Origin of the sequence: Pseudoalteromonas sp. PS5 (assembly GCF_004103255.1) — a bacterium.
Taxonomy (GTDB): domain Bacteria; phylum Pseudomonadota; class Gammaproteobacteria; order Enterobacterales; family Alteromonadaceae; genus Pseudoalteromonas; species Pseudoalteromonas peptidolytica.
On sequence record NZ_RCSQ01000087.1, the window covers coordinates 14,386 to 28,765 of the forward strand.

Consider the following 14,380-nt stretch of genomic DNA (forward strand, 5'->3'; position numbering starts at 1 on the left):
CATGCTTGATACATTACTGTTGTCGCGAATACAGTTCGCGGCAAATATTAGTTTCCATATACTTTTTCCTACGATCACCATTGCATTAGCATGGTTCCTCGCTTTCTTTAAAATCAAGTATGACTTAACTGAGCATCCGGTTTGGTTAAGAGCCTATCGCTTCTGGGTTAAAATCTTCGCGCTTACCTTTGCGCTGGGGGTGGTTAGTGGTATTACCATGTCGTTTCAGTTTGGTACTAATTGGCCAGGGTTTATGGAGAAAGTTGGAAATATCGCGGGGCCACTTTTGGGTTATGAGGTACTCACCGCCTTTTTCATGGAAGCGACCTTTTTAGGGATAATGCTGTTTGGCATGAAGCGTGTCCCTCCTAAAATCCACACACTGTCCACTTTTATTGTTGCAATAGGCACTACACTCTCGGCATTTTGGATCTTGTCTTTAAATAGCTGGATGCAAACACCTACAGGTTTTGAGCTTAGGGACGGTGTAGCATACCCTACAGACTGGTTCGCGATTATATTTAATCCGTCTTTTGGTTACCGCTTTTTTCATATGTTGCTTGCAAGCGCATTAACTGCGTCATTTTTAATAGCAGGGGTAAGTGCTTATCGCTTACTTAAAAATGACGACAAGCATGCTCCAAAAAAAGCATTGACTGTAGCTTTAACAGTCGCAGCCCTTCTCACTCCAATACAAGCTTTTGTCGGCGATTTACACGGTCTAAATACGCTCAAACATCAACCACAAAAGATTGCAGCAATGGAAGGCGTATGGGAGACAGAAAAAGGTGCACCGCTCTTACTCTTTGCAATTCCTAACGAGGAAGAAAGGCGCAATGAATTTGCAATAGGCATTCCTAATATGGCGAGCTTTATTCTTACCCACGACGTTAATGGTGAAATTAAAGGGCTTAACGAATTTAAAGGTGAACACCCACCAGTTAAGCCCGTCTTTTTCGGCTTTAGAATTATGGTTGGAATGGGGATGCTGATGATTTTAGTCGCGTTTGTCACCCGATTTACGCTTTGGAAAAAGGGCGAGCTACCCAAGTGGCAGCTAAAAGCGCTTGTAGCGATGACCTTTTCGGGCTGGGTAGCGACTCTTGCAGGATGGTACGTCACGGAAATTGGACGTCAACCATACATTGTGAGTGGCATTTTACGGGTAGAAGATGCAGTGACCAACATCGCTTCAGAAAATGTCTTGTTCACGCTCATAGGATACCTAACGATATATGCCATATTGCTTTATGCCTATATCAGGACATTATTTCACACTGCGAATAAGTCCGTTGAAGTTGAAGAGTATGATATGAAAGAGTTTGCAGCGGAGGTATCACGTGTTTAATCCCGAATATTTATCACTAATCTATGCAGGGTTAATGGCACTAGCTATTGTGGTTTACGCTATTTTAGATGGCTATGATCTTGGGGTTGGCATGTTGATCCCGCTAGATGACAAAGAAACAGCCGATACCATGATCGCATCTATAGGTCCATTTTGGGATGCTAATGAAACATGGTTAGTCTTGGCAGTAGGCCTTGCATTTATCGCGTTTCCTCAAGCGCATAGTATGATTTTACAGGCCTTGTATATACCTGTTGTATTTTTGTTGTTCGGTTTAATCATGCGTGGTGTTGCTTTTGACTTTAGAGCAAAAGCCCGAGTTAAACGACAAAGGCGCTGGGATAAAGTATTTAAGTTTGGCTCGTTACTGACAGCATTTGCACAAGGTTATATGTTAGGGCTCTATGTCGTAGGTTTTGACGATTCGTTGCTAGCCCACGCATTCGCGGCTTTTAGTGGAATTGGTGTGGTTTGCGCATATGGATTAATTGGCTCAGCATGGCTCATTATGAAATGTGAAGGTCAACTACAGCTAGCCGCTATAAAGTGGTGTAAGCACTTTTCTCGTGTCGCTTTCGTTGGGGTGATCTTAGTTTCTATCATCAACCCGCTCATAAATGAATGGATATATGAGCGCTGGTTTAGTTTACCGATGGCACTCATTGTGCTACCTGCACCTATAATCTGTTTGCTACTTTTTGTGGTCTTGGAAAGCGTATTGCACAAATTACCCAAAGCGACAGAAGCAGGAGCTTGGCTTCCATTCTTTATTTCAGCTTTTATCTTTTTACTGTGCTTCTTTGGTCTGGTTTACAGCTTTTATCCATACGTGGTGCCAGGAAAGCTGACTATATTTGATGCCTTAGCAGATCCCTCCGCACTCACTTTCTTATTATATGGCGTGGTTGTCGTCGTACCGACGTTAATTGCCTACACATTATTTTCGTACCGAGTCTTTTGGGGCAAGGTTCAGCCTTTGTCTTATTATTGACACTTGCATACATTAGCCCAACCAAAAGGCAGCTTGTTGGAAGCTGCCTTTTTTATAATGCTAGAGTAGCGCGCGATTTATATTTTTGGATAACCGATCCGATCAGACAAAAAGCCAACACTGGTCGCAAAATAGTAAGAGCGATTCCAGTTCATCAATGCTTTGTAGTTATCATAGGCAAGATACATACGGCCATTTGCATCGTCAGGCATTACTAATGCAGCACTAATATTAACATTCGGTAGATCACTACCATCCATTCTGCGCAGTCCAAGGGCTTGCCATTCTTGTAAAGAACGTTCTGATTTACGCCACTCTCCTAGCCACTCTTTATGTGACTTAGTACCGCGTTTTAAAATATAACTTGTGTCAAAGCCTTCAGGTAATTTCACTTGGCGACCCCAAGTTAGATTGTCATTCCAGCCAACACTTTTAAGATAATTTGCTATTGATGCAAATGCGTCTTCTTGGGTTGTCCAGATGTCTTTTCGACCATCTTGATTGTAATCTACAGCATAAGAGGTAAAAGAGGTTGGCATGAATTGAGTTTGACCCATCGCACCTGCCCAAGAACCTTTGAAGTTGTTTAGATCAATATGGCCATCTCTTAAAATATCTAATGCAGCCCATAATTGACGTTTGTATAAGGCTTCTCTTCGACCGTCAAAAGCAAGCGTCACAAGTGCGCTAATTACAGGGTAGCCACCTTGAATACGACCAAAGTTACTTTCTAGACCCCAAAGTGCGACAATAAAACGAGCTTGTACACCATATTCTTTTGCAACTTTTTCTAGCGTGCTCTGGTGTTCTTTATATAGCTTCCGCGCTCGTTGGATTTTCCATTCAGGAACACGTTTAGGTAAATATGTCTCGAGTGTTTCAACAATTTCTGGCTGTGTTTTGTCTGCCTTTATCACTTTCTCTTTGAAAGTAGCGGTAGCAAAAGCGTCATCAACTAATTGTTGAGAATAGCCTTTATCAATCGCCTCTTGCTTTAAATTATTGAGATATTCATCAAACTTAGCCTGAGTATTGGCAAAGACTGAGGTAGACAGGCAAACTGAGGCTACTAATAAGGAAATTTTTTTTTATCACGTGTCTGTTACTCCATTTTGCTTTCTAAATTCATCTAACAAACTTTCAGTGTGTGGTGGAAGCTGCAAGTAAAACCCATCATCTGTTAACTTTTGCTTAACTGTGTCTAGATCCGCAATTCCTAGTTTTTCTCTTCTAGCAAGATCCACAATCATGACATAGATTGGTGTACCGAAAGTTTCCATTAAAGGTGCAGGTACGCTGGAAAAATCATCTCTTTTAGAAACAAACAGGTAGGTATCCGCTTTTTTTGGACTTTTGTATATGGCAGTGAGCATTATAAGCCTATAAATTCTTGCTAATCATTGGCGGTCACTATACCATGCTATTAGTAAGTTGTGGAAAGTTTTACTACCCGCTAAAGTCAAGTAAATAAGGCGCTAGCGGCGGTTGTAACAGAAATTTGAGTGCATATGTCAAAACAAACATTCGAACTAAAAGGAAATCTATTTACACTCTCTGTGCTACAGTTGTTTTCTTTAGATTTAACAAAATTACGACAAGAGCTAGATAGCAAAATATCGCAGGCACCAAAGTTCTTTTTGGGTGCTCCAATTGTGGTTAATTTAGCTGAAGTTCAGGAACAAAATGTAGAATTCAAAGAGTTAAAGCAGACACTAATTGATTTACAGCTCAATCCGGTAGGTGTATGTAACGGTACTCAAAGTCAACACGACTCAGCTAAAGAGGCGGGGTTTTCTGTACTAAACTATTCAAGGGATGTGCAACCGAGTACCCCTTCACAATCTCAAGCGGCTGAAGTAGTAGAAAAACAAGTGTATCTGCCAGCGCAAATTGTGAACGGAACGGTACGCAGTGGTCAGCAGATTTATGCAAAAGACCGTGACTTGATCGTACTAGGTGCGGTAAGCCATGGAGCGGAAGTTATCGCAGATGGTAACGTACATATATACGGTACTTTGCGTGGTCGAGCAATCGCTGGTGCACAGGGCCAACCAGACACCAGTATATTTTGTCAGCGCTTAGAAGCTGAGCTAGTGTCGATTAATGGGAGTTATTGGATCAGTGATTCGTTACAAGGCGAACACTGGGGTCAAGCTGCTCAAATAACACAACAAGACGAATCATTAAAAATTACAGCTTTGGTCAAAGGATAAATCAGATGGCAAAAATTATTGTCGTAACTTCGGGTAAAGGCGGTGTTGGTAAGACAACGTCGAGTGCAGCAATTGGTACAGGCTTAGCGCTAAAGGGTTATAAAACAGCCATAGTCGATTTTGATATTGGTCTAAGAAATCTTGACTTAATTATGGGTTGTGAACGCCGTGTGGTCTATGACTTTGTTAATGTCATTAATGGTGAAGCAAACCTCAACCAAGCACTCATCAAAGATAAACGGGTTGAAAAACTATATATTCTTCCGGCCTCTCAAACCCGTGATAAAGATGCGTTGACACGTGAAGGTGTTGAGCGAGTTTTAAATGAAATGAAAGAAGACTTTGATTTCATTATTTGTGACTCACCTGCAGGTATTGAAGCTGGGGCAATGATGGCACTTTACTTTGCAGATGAAGCTGTTGTCACGACGAACCCGGAAGTATCTTCTGTACGAGATTCCGACAGAATTTTAGGTATCTTACAAAGTAAATCTCGCCGAGCTGAGCTAGGTTTAGATCCAGTAAAAGAACATTTGCTGCTAACTCGATATAATCCAGAGCGTGTTGATAGCGGTGAAATGCTCTCAGTTGATGATGTAAAAGAAATCTTAGCGATTGATTTGCTTGGCGTTATCCCTGAGTCAAAGTCTGTATTGAATGCTTCAAACTCAGGGCAACCTGTGATCCTTGACCAAGAATCAGACGCAGGCCAAGCTTATAGCGATGCAATCAGCCGTTTGTTAGGTGAAATCGTCGATTTTCGTTTTTTACAGGTCGAGAAGAAAGGTATCTTCAAACGGATCTTTGGAGGGTAATGTGTCTTTACTAGATTATTTTCGTTCAGAAAAGAAAAACAGTGCGTCGTTGGCAAAAGAGCGACTGCAAATAATTGTCGCACATGAGCGCTCCAAACGAGGAACGCCTGACTACCTGCCGCAGCTAAAGCAGGATATTTTGGATGTTATCCGAAAATACGTGAAGGTAGACTCAGATGCGGTAAATGTTCAGTTTGAGCAAAATGAAGACGATTTAGCTGTGCTTGAATTAAATGTGACACTACCTGAAGATGAAAAGTAATACCAATTAGCTTAATTAAGTGCTCTATTTTGAGGCGAGAAAATATAGTTGATAACCAGGCAAAAATTTTGTTATTTAGTTGTTCTAAATGAGAAATTTTTAACGCCGTTGGCGTCATATTTGCTCCGCTAAATTAAACAGGTACTAAGTGAACTTGGTATAAATATAAAAAAGGGCTTTTATAGCCCTTTTTTATTACCACCAGTTCTTTAGTCTGTCTTCAAGTAGCTCAGCACGCCAGCCTAGTGCTAGGTCAGGTTTCATAAGTAGCTTTTTTTCTGCCTCAGATTTTTTCCACGACCAGCTAATCACTTGATTGATTTGCTTTTTAGAGGCGAAAACATCGGCTGGGATCTGGTTTTCTTTTGCGACCTCAGTGATGATAAGCTTTATTTCTTTACATGCGGCTTTATAACCTTTGAAATCAATGAGCCGCTTTACGCGTTGTGGACAATCTTGCTCGACAATTTGCTTGCCCTTTTCAATGCAAGCAAGAATTTCCTTACCCGATCGATTTACTTCCATAGGCTCAACCCCAGGCACATTACGCAAACTACCGAGTGTACTTGGACGGCGTTTGGCTATCTCAACCATATTATGTTCTTTTAGTACAAAATTAAGCGCCAAGTTTTTTTTCTCAGCTTTTGCACGTCGCCAAGCTGCCAGCTCCTTTAAAATTGCGAGATCTCTTGGCTTTAATTGCCATACATTTTTAATATCTAAATAAAGTAGTGGATCTGGTTGGCGGAAGCTACGTTTTTGTGCAAGCAGCTCACTTTCTTTCAATACTATGTTAAATAGCTGTTTTTCTTCGATTTGGCTAAGGATTTGCTGAAAGCATGGTAGTAAATGAAAAACATCTGATGCAGCGTAATCTAATTGCTTTTGCGTTAATGGACGGCGCAGCCAATCTGTTCGTGATTCGCTCTTATCAATATCGACATTGCTTAGCTGTTTCACCATATTGGCAAAGCCAATGCAGTTGCCCTCTCCTAGTAACTGTAGCGCAAACTGAGTATCAAAAATTGGTGATGGTATAAAACCTGCGAATTTCAAAAATACCTCAATATCCTCTGAAGGAGAGTGAAGCACTTTTAAGATATCTGTATTGGCAAATAAAGCCCAAAGCGATTGAAAGTCCATTTCAATTAATGGATCTATCAGAGCAAGATGATTTCCATCGAATATTTGTAGTAACGCGATTTCGGGATATAAAGTGCGACGACGCATAAACTCGGTATCAACAGCAAGTATTTTGGCGGTTGAAATTTTAGCTACAAACTCATCTAGCGCTTGCTGGCTTTCTATGACTTGATACTGCACTTTTACTCCCATGCAATTATGTGGCTAACTGGTGCAAATCGTTAGCGATAAAAAAGCCGGCTGGTGCCGGCTATCTTTGTTATTCTTTTAACGCTCTACGCAGTATTTTACCTACATTGGTTTTCGGTAGTTCATCTCTAAACTCCACCAACTTTGGTACCTTATAGTTCGTTAGATTATCTCGGCAATGCGCAATTATATCTTTTTCTGTTAAAGAAGGGTCTTTTTTAACGATAAAAACTTTTACTTGCTCGCCACTTACTTCATGTGGCACGCCGACAGCTGCAACTTCAAGCACACCTTCGTGCATCGCAACAACTTCTTCAATTTCATTAGGAAATACGTTAAAGCCAGATACCAAAATCATATCTTTTTTACGATCCACAATATAGAAGAAACCATCGTCATCGTAAGTTGCAATATCACCAGTCGCAAACCAGCCATCTTTTAAACATTCAGCTGTCGCATCCGGTCGGTTATAGTAACCAGCCATTACTTGTGGGCCTTTTACGCACAACTCACCGGGCTCACCTTTAGGGGTTTCATGACCATTTTCGTCGATTATCTTAATGTCAGTACTTGGCGCTGGTAAACCTATTGAGCCGTTATACGCATCTAAATCGTGCGGGCATATAGTAACTAATGGCGCACATTCGGTTAATCCGTAGCCTTCCATCAGTTTCGATTTGGTTACTTTCTGCCAACGCTCTGCTACAGGTCGTTGTACGGCCATGCCGCCACCCAAGGACATTTTCAAGGTCGAAAAGTTGAGATCAGCAAATCCCGGTGTGTTCAATAAACCATTAAATAGCGTATTTACGCCGGTAATTGCTGTAAATGGATATTTTGCAAGTTCTTTAACAAAAGCAGGCATATCACGAGGGTTGGTGATCAAAATATTATGACCACCGTACTTCATAAACGTCAAGCAGTTCGCCGTTAACGCAAAAATATGATAAAGCGGTAAAGCCGTGATAACGACCTCTTTGCCTTTGTCTAACACTTTGTCTAGACAGCCGGAGACTTGTTCTAGGTTAGCAACCATGTTGCCATGCGTTAACATCGCTCCTTTTGAAACTCCAGTTGTTCCACCTGTGTATTGTAAAAAAGCAAGGTCGCTAAGCGAAATATCTGGTTTGTTGTATTTTGCAGGATCTGCTGCAATTACATGTTTGAAAGGGATTGTGTTCGCCAAGCTAAAATCTGGAACCATTTTTTTGAAGTGCTTCACAACAAAGTTTACTAGGTGCTTTTTCAATCCGCCCAGCATATCGCCAATTTCAGTTAGCACAACATGTTTAACCTGCGTTTTAGGCAAGGCTTGCTCTAAAGTGTGAGCAAAGTTCGCAAGAATAAAAATGGCCTTTGATTCAGAGTCATTCAACTGATGCTCAAGCTCTCGCACTGTATATAGTGGGTTGACATTAACAACCGTACAGCCAGCACGCAGCACACCCAAAATCGTAATTGGGGTTTGTAGTAAATTCGGCATCATTACAGCAACTTTGTCGCCGCGACCAAGTTTTAATTCATTTTGTATATAACTAGCAACTGCTTTTGTTTTTTCATCAACTTGCTGATAAGTCAGTGTTTTACCCATATTCGAATAGGCTGGGTACTGTGCATAATCGGCAAAACTTTTTTCAAATAATTCAAGCAATGAGTTGTAATGCTCTGGGTCGATAGTTTCAGGCATACCCTCTGGGTAGCGCTTCAGCCAGATTTTTTCCACTCTTAGCTCCTGTGTTCTCGTTATTTTTATATTCACCCTAAACCATAAACGATGTAAGGCACTTTAACAATTGAGCAAATACTCTAAAACCGCCATGTTCCCACAATATTTGAGGATTTACAATCAAGATGCTGTTGAAACGTGGCCTTTAACGCTCATAATGGTATTTCTTTCCTTCATTAGTTTATTCTTTGAACTCCCTTTTTTATCAATAGCCAAGTATTGCGGTGTCGGTATCTACAGCTTTAAGAAACTGACACCGACCTTTGGTGTCGTGCAATTAGCTTACAGCATATTTCGGGGTTTTCCATATGGCAATGATGACCTCCTGAAACTTTTTCTATTGTTAGCGAATCAAAACATGATTTAAATAGTTGGTACTGTTTATCAATCATTGCAAAACCCTGCTCAGCCAAAATTAATAAAGTAGGTACAGGAATCCCCTCAAGTGCTGACCTTGCTTGCGTCACTGAAAAGCGAAAACCGGAGTGTTGCTTCAGTCTAGGATCAAGAGTAAGTTGGACGCCCTGCTTATGTTGTTTGGTGTTTCTATTCATGAGTAAAGTCGCAATGTCTATGGATACACCGCTGACCTTACAACGTAGCTGTGCTAAAGTATTTATATCAGGATACACTCTGGGTGTAGATTGTTTTAGCTTATCTCGGGAATTAAAAGCGTTGATGAGTTGTTTCTTCGTTTCAGGCTCAGGCGTGTTCACTATGCCAACACCTTCAATAAGGGCAAGTGATAGGCACCGTTCTGGATAACAAGCGGCAAATAGATTCGCTATCATCGCTCCCATCGAGTGTCCGACGAAATGACACTGGGCTAGCTGTGTAAGATCTAAAAAACTTTTTAGATCATAAACGTAGTCTATAAAGTAATAGAAAGCGTCCTCACTTTTCCAGTCTGAGCGGCCATGCCCCGGTAAGTCAATCGCAATGTGAGTATACAACTCTTCAGAAAACGGTTGAAACGGTAAAAAGCTGTTACTGTTATCCTGCCATCCATGGAGGTAAATGATAGTTTGCTTGCCACTGCCCCATGTTTGGTAGGCAAATGGCCCGATTTTTTGTTCTTTTATCGCATATAAAGACATCAAAGAATTCTTTTTGTGTTCATCGTTGCATCATTGATTTATTATCTTACCGTGACATATTTGAACTTACTACTTTGATTTGTAGAAAATTTTGCTCAATACAATTGGTTATTAATTTAGTAATAGTAAAGTTTAGATAAAACATTTTCTTTATGAATGTACACGGGAATAACAATGAATTTTAAGACTCGCCTTTTAGCATCAGTGATAGGAATGCTTGTTGCTGCTCCAACTGTTGCAGCTCCAAAAAACATCATTTACATGATAGGTGATGGTATGGGACCAACATACACAACCGCATATCGATATTTTAAAGATGATGCTGCAACAAAAGTTGTTGAACCAACCGTTTTTGACTCCATTTTAGTCGGCATGGCGCATACCTACCCTGATGACGACACGATTGTAACTGACAGCGCCGCTGGTGCAACGGCATTGAGCACAGGAACAAAAAGCTACAACGGCGCTATTGCGGTAGATACTCACAAAGCGCATTTAGAAACCATGCTGGAAGTTGCTAAGAAGAAAGGTAAAACAACCGCACTAGTTGCGACATCGCAAATTAATCATGCAACCCCAGCAAGCTTTGCTTCTCATAACGAATCTCGTCGCAACTACGACGAAATTGCCAATGACTATGTAGATAACAAGATAGCAGGTAAATTACCTGTCGATCTTATGCTCGGTGGTGGTACCAAATACTTTATTCGCGAAGACAGAAATTTGGTTAACGAGTTCAAAGAAGCGGGTTATCAATACGTAGACGATTTATCCAAACTTGACACGTTAAATAAAGTCCCAGCAATTGGTTTATTTGCCGAGGTCGGTCTACCGTTTGCTATTGATGAACAGCCACAGCGCTTAACGAAAATGACCCAAACGGCACTATCGTTATTGGAAAACCAAAATGACAAAGGGTTTTTCTTAATGGTAGAAGGTAGTCAGATTGACTGGTGTGGGCATGCAAATGACATCGCTTGCGCGATGCGTGAAATGGATGATTTTGCAGAGTCAATCAAACTTGCAAAAGCGTTTGTTGACAGCAACCCTGATACTATTCTTGTTGTGACAGCTGATCACTCCACAGGCGGCTTAACTCTTGGTGCAAATGGTCAATATCGCTGGGAGCGTGATGTGATAGCCAACGTAAAGGGCTCTGCTGGTGAGATAGCCAAAGCACTCGTGGATGCAAAAGATGTAAAGGCTACATGGAAAGCTCTGACGGGGCTTGAGTATGATAGTGCGACTGAACTGAAAGTAAAAGAAGCATTGTCACAAGGGCCAAAAGCGTTGAGTACGGTCGTTAAAGAATCAATTAGCGATGCGTCGTTCACTGGTTGGACAACGAGCGGTCATACTGCAATCGATGTGCCTGTATTTGCTCACGGTATGGGCAAAGAAAGGTTTATTGGTTCGCAAAATAACACTGCGATCGCCGATAAATTAATTGAGTTTATTAAAAAGTAACGACATCTCTGTCGGTTGCGGAGTGATGGACAAGATTTTCTCGCCTCAAAATAGACCACTTAATTAAAATAATTGGTATAAGCTTAAAAACAAATAAGGTCAGCATGTGCTGACCTTATTTACTTCAAACGCTTTAGAGGTATTACGCGTAAACCGACACCCCAATCATATTTTTAATCTCATCTCGCCTTGCTTCCGTGGCGATTGCTTTGTATTCACTAATGGCTTGCCCAGTGCGAAAATTCGGACGATCATAAATAGTAGAGCGTTGCTGCGCTTGAAATTGCTCAACGAGTGCAATGCCCTTTTCGCTGGTTTTGATTTGGGCGGTGTTGAGCTTCGCAGTATTTCCCTCTTCAATAGCAGGACTCACCGCCTTTTTAGGCTGTGGTTTTACTTGGTAAGTACCAGCTTGTTGTACTATTGAATTTAATTTCACGGCTTAACTCTTAAATACACTGTGCTTGTTTAAAAATACGCCTTTATTCTCGGCCTGGCAACTTTTTCCATGTCACCGTGTCTCGAACATATTGTGGTTGTGCTTCGGCAGCATCAACTGATAACCCTTTAGTGAAGGCATCATCTGCTATAAATAGCATGTAATAGGCGTCTGGTAGTGTAATGCTATCGAGCTCCTCACAGGCAAGCTGCGAAGCTAGCTCAGGAAAAGCTTGCCATCCTGTTCCAACACCTACCGCACCGCTTACACTAAAGTCTATGTTTTCGGGTTTTATTACAGTTTCTTCTGATGTCGCTTGGATAACTCTACCGTTTAGGCCATTGTACTGGCAAAGGTAAATCTCCCCCATACGCGCATCTATTGCTGAGACTACGCTATCTTTACCGGTTTCCATCCATACCTGTTGTGCCATGGCGTGTAAGGTAGAAACACCAACTAATTTTAACCCTGATGAGTATGCCAGTCCTTGTGCCACTGCGGTACTTATTCTCACTCCGGTAAAACTTCCAGGGCCGCGGCCAAACACAATACCATTAAGCTCGTTAAGGGTTATGTCGGCTTCGCGTAAAATCCTCTCCACCAGCGGCAATATTTTTTGGCTGTGCTGCTGTGGGCAAACCTCAAAATGGCGAATAAACTTGCCTTCGTAATGCAGGGCGATACTGAGTGCTTCAGTGGAGGCGTCTATGGCCAATAGGTTATTTTTCATTTTTGTCTATATTCTCTAAAAATCGAATTGCCTTGCTCAAGTCTCTAGTTCGAGACATGTTAGGCAAACTACTTAAAAACGTCTGGCCGTATTTTCTCGTAACTAAGCGATTATCGCAAATAATCAGTACACCTTTATCGTTAGCATCTCTAATTAAACGCCCAACTCCCTGTTTTAAAGCGATAACAGCTTGAGGTAATTGTATTGCATCAAAAGGCTCTAAGCCACGCATCTCAGCGTCTCTCATTCGAGCTTGCAATAATGGATCATCTGGTGATGCGAAAGGTAATTTGTCAATCATAACGCAACTTAGGGTATCACCACGTACATCAACGCCCTCCCAAAAGGAAGCTGTGCCCAGCAGTACCGCATTACCATGGCGGATAAACTGTTCTAATATGATGCGCTTGGAAGCTTGTCCTTGCATAAATATCGGGTATTGCAATGCGGTATTTAGCCCTTCATAGACTAAGTGCATAGCTCGATAGCTAGTAAAGAGTAAAAATGTGCGCCCTTTTGCTGCGTTGATCACTTGCTTGGCAAGCTTTACTAGGGCGTGTGGCATTAAGTCATCACGGGTTTCTGGGAGATAGCGCGGCAGACAAAGTAATGCTTGGTGCTTGTAGTTAAAAGGACTTTCCACAATAAACTGTGAAGTCGGACTTAGCCCTAAGCTACGACTAAAATGCTCTAATGAATTATCAACAGATAAAGTTGCTGAAGTGAAGACAAAACTTGCCTCTGTAGTCTTTATAATGTCGGCAAATTTGCTTGAGACATCAAGAGGTGTCACGTGGATAGATAAAAACCGCCTTGTGGTTTCAAACCAATAACTAAACCCGGTTTGGCTAGTGTCAAATGCACGTTCAAACTGATTTTTAAAGTTCATCACCTTTTCAAAGGGGTGTTCTATCTTGTCACTTCTATCAAGGCAGAGCTTTAGCACTTTATAAAGAAAGTCTAAATTACCGATCACTCGGTGCATTGCATCGCAAATTGGTTTATTTGCCAACGCCTCTCGCCAGTCACCTCGAGCACCATCGGAGCCAAAAACCAAGCGCAAATCTGCGACACTGGTTTCGAGTTTATTGAGTGTTTTACCAAGTTGTAACATATCGGGAATGTCTGAGCGGTAAATAACTCTGATATCATTGATTAGTGCCTGCAGTGCTTTGGTGCTTATGGTTTCACCAAAATAGTCACTGGCGATCTCTGGTAATTGGTGAGCTTCATCGAAAATATAACAATCAGCGGTTGGCATCAGCTCGGCAAAGCCGGAGTCTTTGACAGCCATATCAGCAAAAAATAGATGGTGGTTAATGACGACAACATCAGCATCGGCGGCTTTTAGTCTGGCTTTTCGGATATAGCAATCTTCGTAGTCAGGGCACTCTTTACCTAAGCAATTGTCTGACGTTGAAGTGACGTAAGGTAAAACTTTTGCGTCTTCTTCGATACCGACACAATCTGCCAAGTCGCCGCTTTGTGTTTCAGAAGCAAATTTTGCCACCATAGCAAGCTGGTGCATGACATCTGGATCATCGGTTGGTACATGGCTTACATGCTGTGCTAAGCGATATGGACAGAGATAGTTACTTCTACCTTTCAACAAAGTTACATTTTTACCACTGGTGAGTACCTTTTTTAGTGTGGGTACATCACGATGAAATAATTGCTCTTGCAACGCTTTGGAACCGGTAGAGACGATGATTTTACCTTTGCTCTCAAAAGCCGGTATCAAATATGCGAATGTTTTACCAGTGCCGGTACCAGCTTCCGCGACGCATTGGCCGCCACTTTGTAAGGTTTCTTCCACTGCTACGGCCATATCAATTTGTGGCTGCCTTGGTTGATAGCCTGGAAAATGTTGAGCTAGTGGGCCCGCAGAAGAAAAAATAGATGATACAGCCAAAGTAATGCAAATATACAAACAGACAGGTCGCGAAATTGTATGTGGCTA

The 14,380-nt window shown here is 41.6% G+C and carries 14 protein-coding genes; 6 read left to right on the forward strand and 8 right to left on the reverse strand.

What is annotated here, in order from left to right; genetic code table 11:
• Window position 1: 1 nt before the first annotated feature.
• Both D9603_RS12180 and D9603_RS12185 read left to right on the forward strand, forming a co-directional pair.
• A complete protein-coding gene (locus D9603_RS12180) occupies window positions 2-1,348 on the forward strand; it encodes a cytochrome ubiquinol oxidase subunit I (protein ID WP_125252940.1) in 1,347 nt (448 codons plus the stop codon).
• Window positions 1,341-2,339: a cytochrome d ubiquinol oxidase subunit II gene (locus D9603_RS12185; RefSeq protein ID WP_128731519.1), complete on the forward strand. Its 999-nt coding sequence runs from the start codon at window positions 1,341-1,343 to the stop codon at window positions 2,337-2,339. Before D9603_RS12180 ends, D9603_RS12185 begins: the two co-directional genes overlap by 8 nt.
• 77 nt (window positions 2,340-2,416) lie before the next feature.
• On the opposite strand, the gene D9603_RS12190 is transcribed toward D9603_RS12185, so the two are convergent.
• On the reverse strand, window positions 2,417-3,421 hold the full coding sequence (locus D9603_RS12190; protein WP_128731520.1) for a lytic murein transglycosylase: 1,005 nt from the start codon (window positions 3,419-3,421) through the stop codon (window positions 2,417-2,419).
• A 9-nt stretch (window positions 3,422-3,430) separates the two neighbouring features.
• Window positions 3,431-3,712, reverse strand: coding sequence for a YcgL domain-containing protein (locus D9603_RS12195; protein ID WP_125252937.1), 282 nt, complete (start codon window positions 3,710-3,712; stop codon window positions 3,431-3,433).
• A gap of 135 nt (window positions 3,713-3,847) precedes the next feature.
• Between D9603_RS12195 and minC the strand changes: the two genes are divergently transcribed.
• The 3 genes from minC to minE are packed head-to-tail and all read left to right on the forward strand — an operon-like array spanning window position 3,848 to window position 5,629.
• Window positions 3,848-4,552, forward strand: coding sequence for a septum site-determining protein MinC (minC, locus tag D9603_RS12200; protein WP_128731521.1), 705 nt, complete (start codon window positions 3,848-3,850; stop codon window positions 4,550-4,552).
• 5 nt (window positions 4,553-4,557) lie between these two features.
• Complete coding sequence (gene minD, locus D9603_RS12205) at window positions 4,558-5,367, forward strand: septum site-determining protein MinD (RefSeq protein ID WP_128731522.1); 810 nt, start codon at window positions 4,558-4,560, stop codon at window positions 5,365-5,367.
• Between the two features lies 1 nt (window position 5,368).
• Window positions 5,369-5,629 carry a cell division topological specificity factor MinE gene (gene minE / locus D9603_RS12210; RefSeq protein ID WP_128731523.1) on the forward strand — a complete coding sequence of 87 codons (261 nt, stop codon included), beginning with the start codon at window positions 5,369-5,371 and terminating at the stop codon, window positions 5,627-5,629.
• A 195-nt stretch (window positions 5,630-5,824) separates the two neighbouring features.
• Here minE and rnd read toward each other — a convergent pair whose 3' ends face one another.
• The 3 genes from rnd to D9603_RS12230 form a co-directional block, all read right to left on the reverse strand.
• On the reverse strand, window positions 5,825-6,952 hold the full coding sequence (gene rnd / locus D9603_RS12220) for a ribonuclease D (protein ID WP_128731525.1): 1,128 nt from the start codon (window positions 6,950-6,952) through the stop codon (window positions 5,825-5,827).
• Window positions 6,953-7,031: 79 nt separating this feature from the next.
• Window positions 7,032-8,684: a long-chain-fatty-acid--CoA ligase FadD gene (fadD, locus tag D9603_RS12225; protein ID WP_128731526.1), complete on the reverse strand. Its 1,653-nt coding sequence runs from the start codon at window positions 8,682-8,684 to the stop codon at window positions 7,032-7,034.
• A 245-nt stretch (window positions 8,685-8,929) separates the two neighbouring features.
• Window positions 8,930-9,784, reverse strand: coding sequence for an alpha/beta hydrolase (locus D9603_RS12230; protein ID WP_128731527.1), 855 nt, complete (start codon window positions 9,782-9,784; stop codon window positions 8,930-8,932).
• Window positions 9,785-9,958: 174 nt separating this feature from the next.
• Here D9603_RS12230 and D9603_RS12235 point away from each other — a divergent pair, with 174 nt between their 5' ends.
• The gene (locus tag D9603_RS12235) at window positions 9,959-11,251 is read left to right on the forward strand and encodes an alkaline phosphatase (RefSeq protein ID WP_128731528.1); all 1,293 of its coding nucleotides are present in this window, start codon (window positions 9,959-9,961) and stop codon (window positions 11,249-11,251) included.
• Window positions 11,252-11,393: 142 nt separating this feature from the next.
• Here the strand turns inward: D9603_RS12235 and D9603_RS12240 are convergent, their stop codons facing one another.
• Genes D9603_RS12240 through D9603_RS12250 form a run of 3 tightly spaced genes read right to left on the reverse strand, consistent with a single transcriptional unit; the run spans window position 11,394 to window position 14,248 of the window.
• Window positions 11,394-11,690, reverse strand: a complete 297-nt coding sequence (locus D9603_RS12240; RefSeq protein WP_125252930.1) for a hypothetical protein — start codon at window positions 11,688-11,690, stop codon at window positions 11,394-11,396.
• A gap of 43 nt (window positions 11,691-11,733) precedes the next feature.
• Window positions 11,734-12,420 carry a tRNA (adenosine(37)-N6)-threonylcarbamoyltransferase complex dimerization subunit type 1 TsaB gene (tsaB, locus tag D9603_RS12245; protein ID WP_125252929.1) on the reverse strand — a complete coding sequence of 229 codons (687 nt, stop codon included), beginning with the start codon at window positions 12,418-12,420 and terminating at the stop codon, window positions 11,734-11,736.
• Entirely contained in the window at window positions 12,410-14,248 is a 1,839-nt protein-coding gene (locus D9603_RS12250; protein ID WP_128731529.1) for an ATP-dependent DNA helicase, read from the reverse strand. Before D9603_RS12250 ends, tsaB begins: the two co-directional genes overlap by 11 nt.
• Window positions 14,249-14,380: the final 132 nt, after the last annotated feature.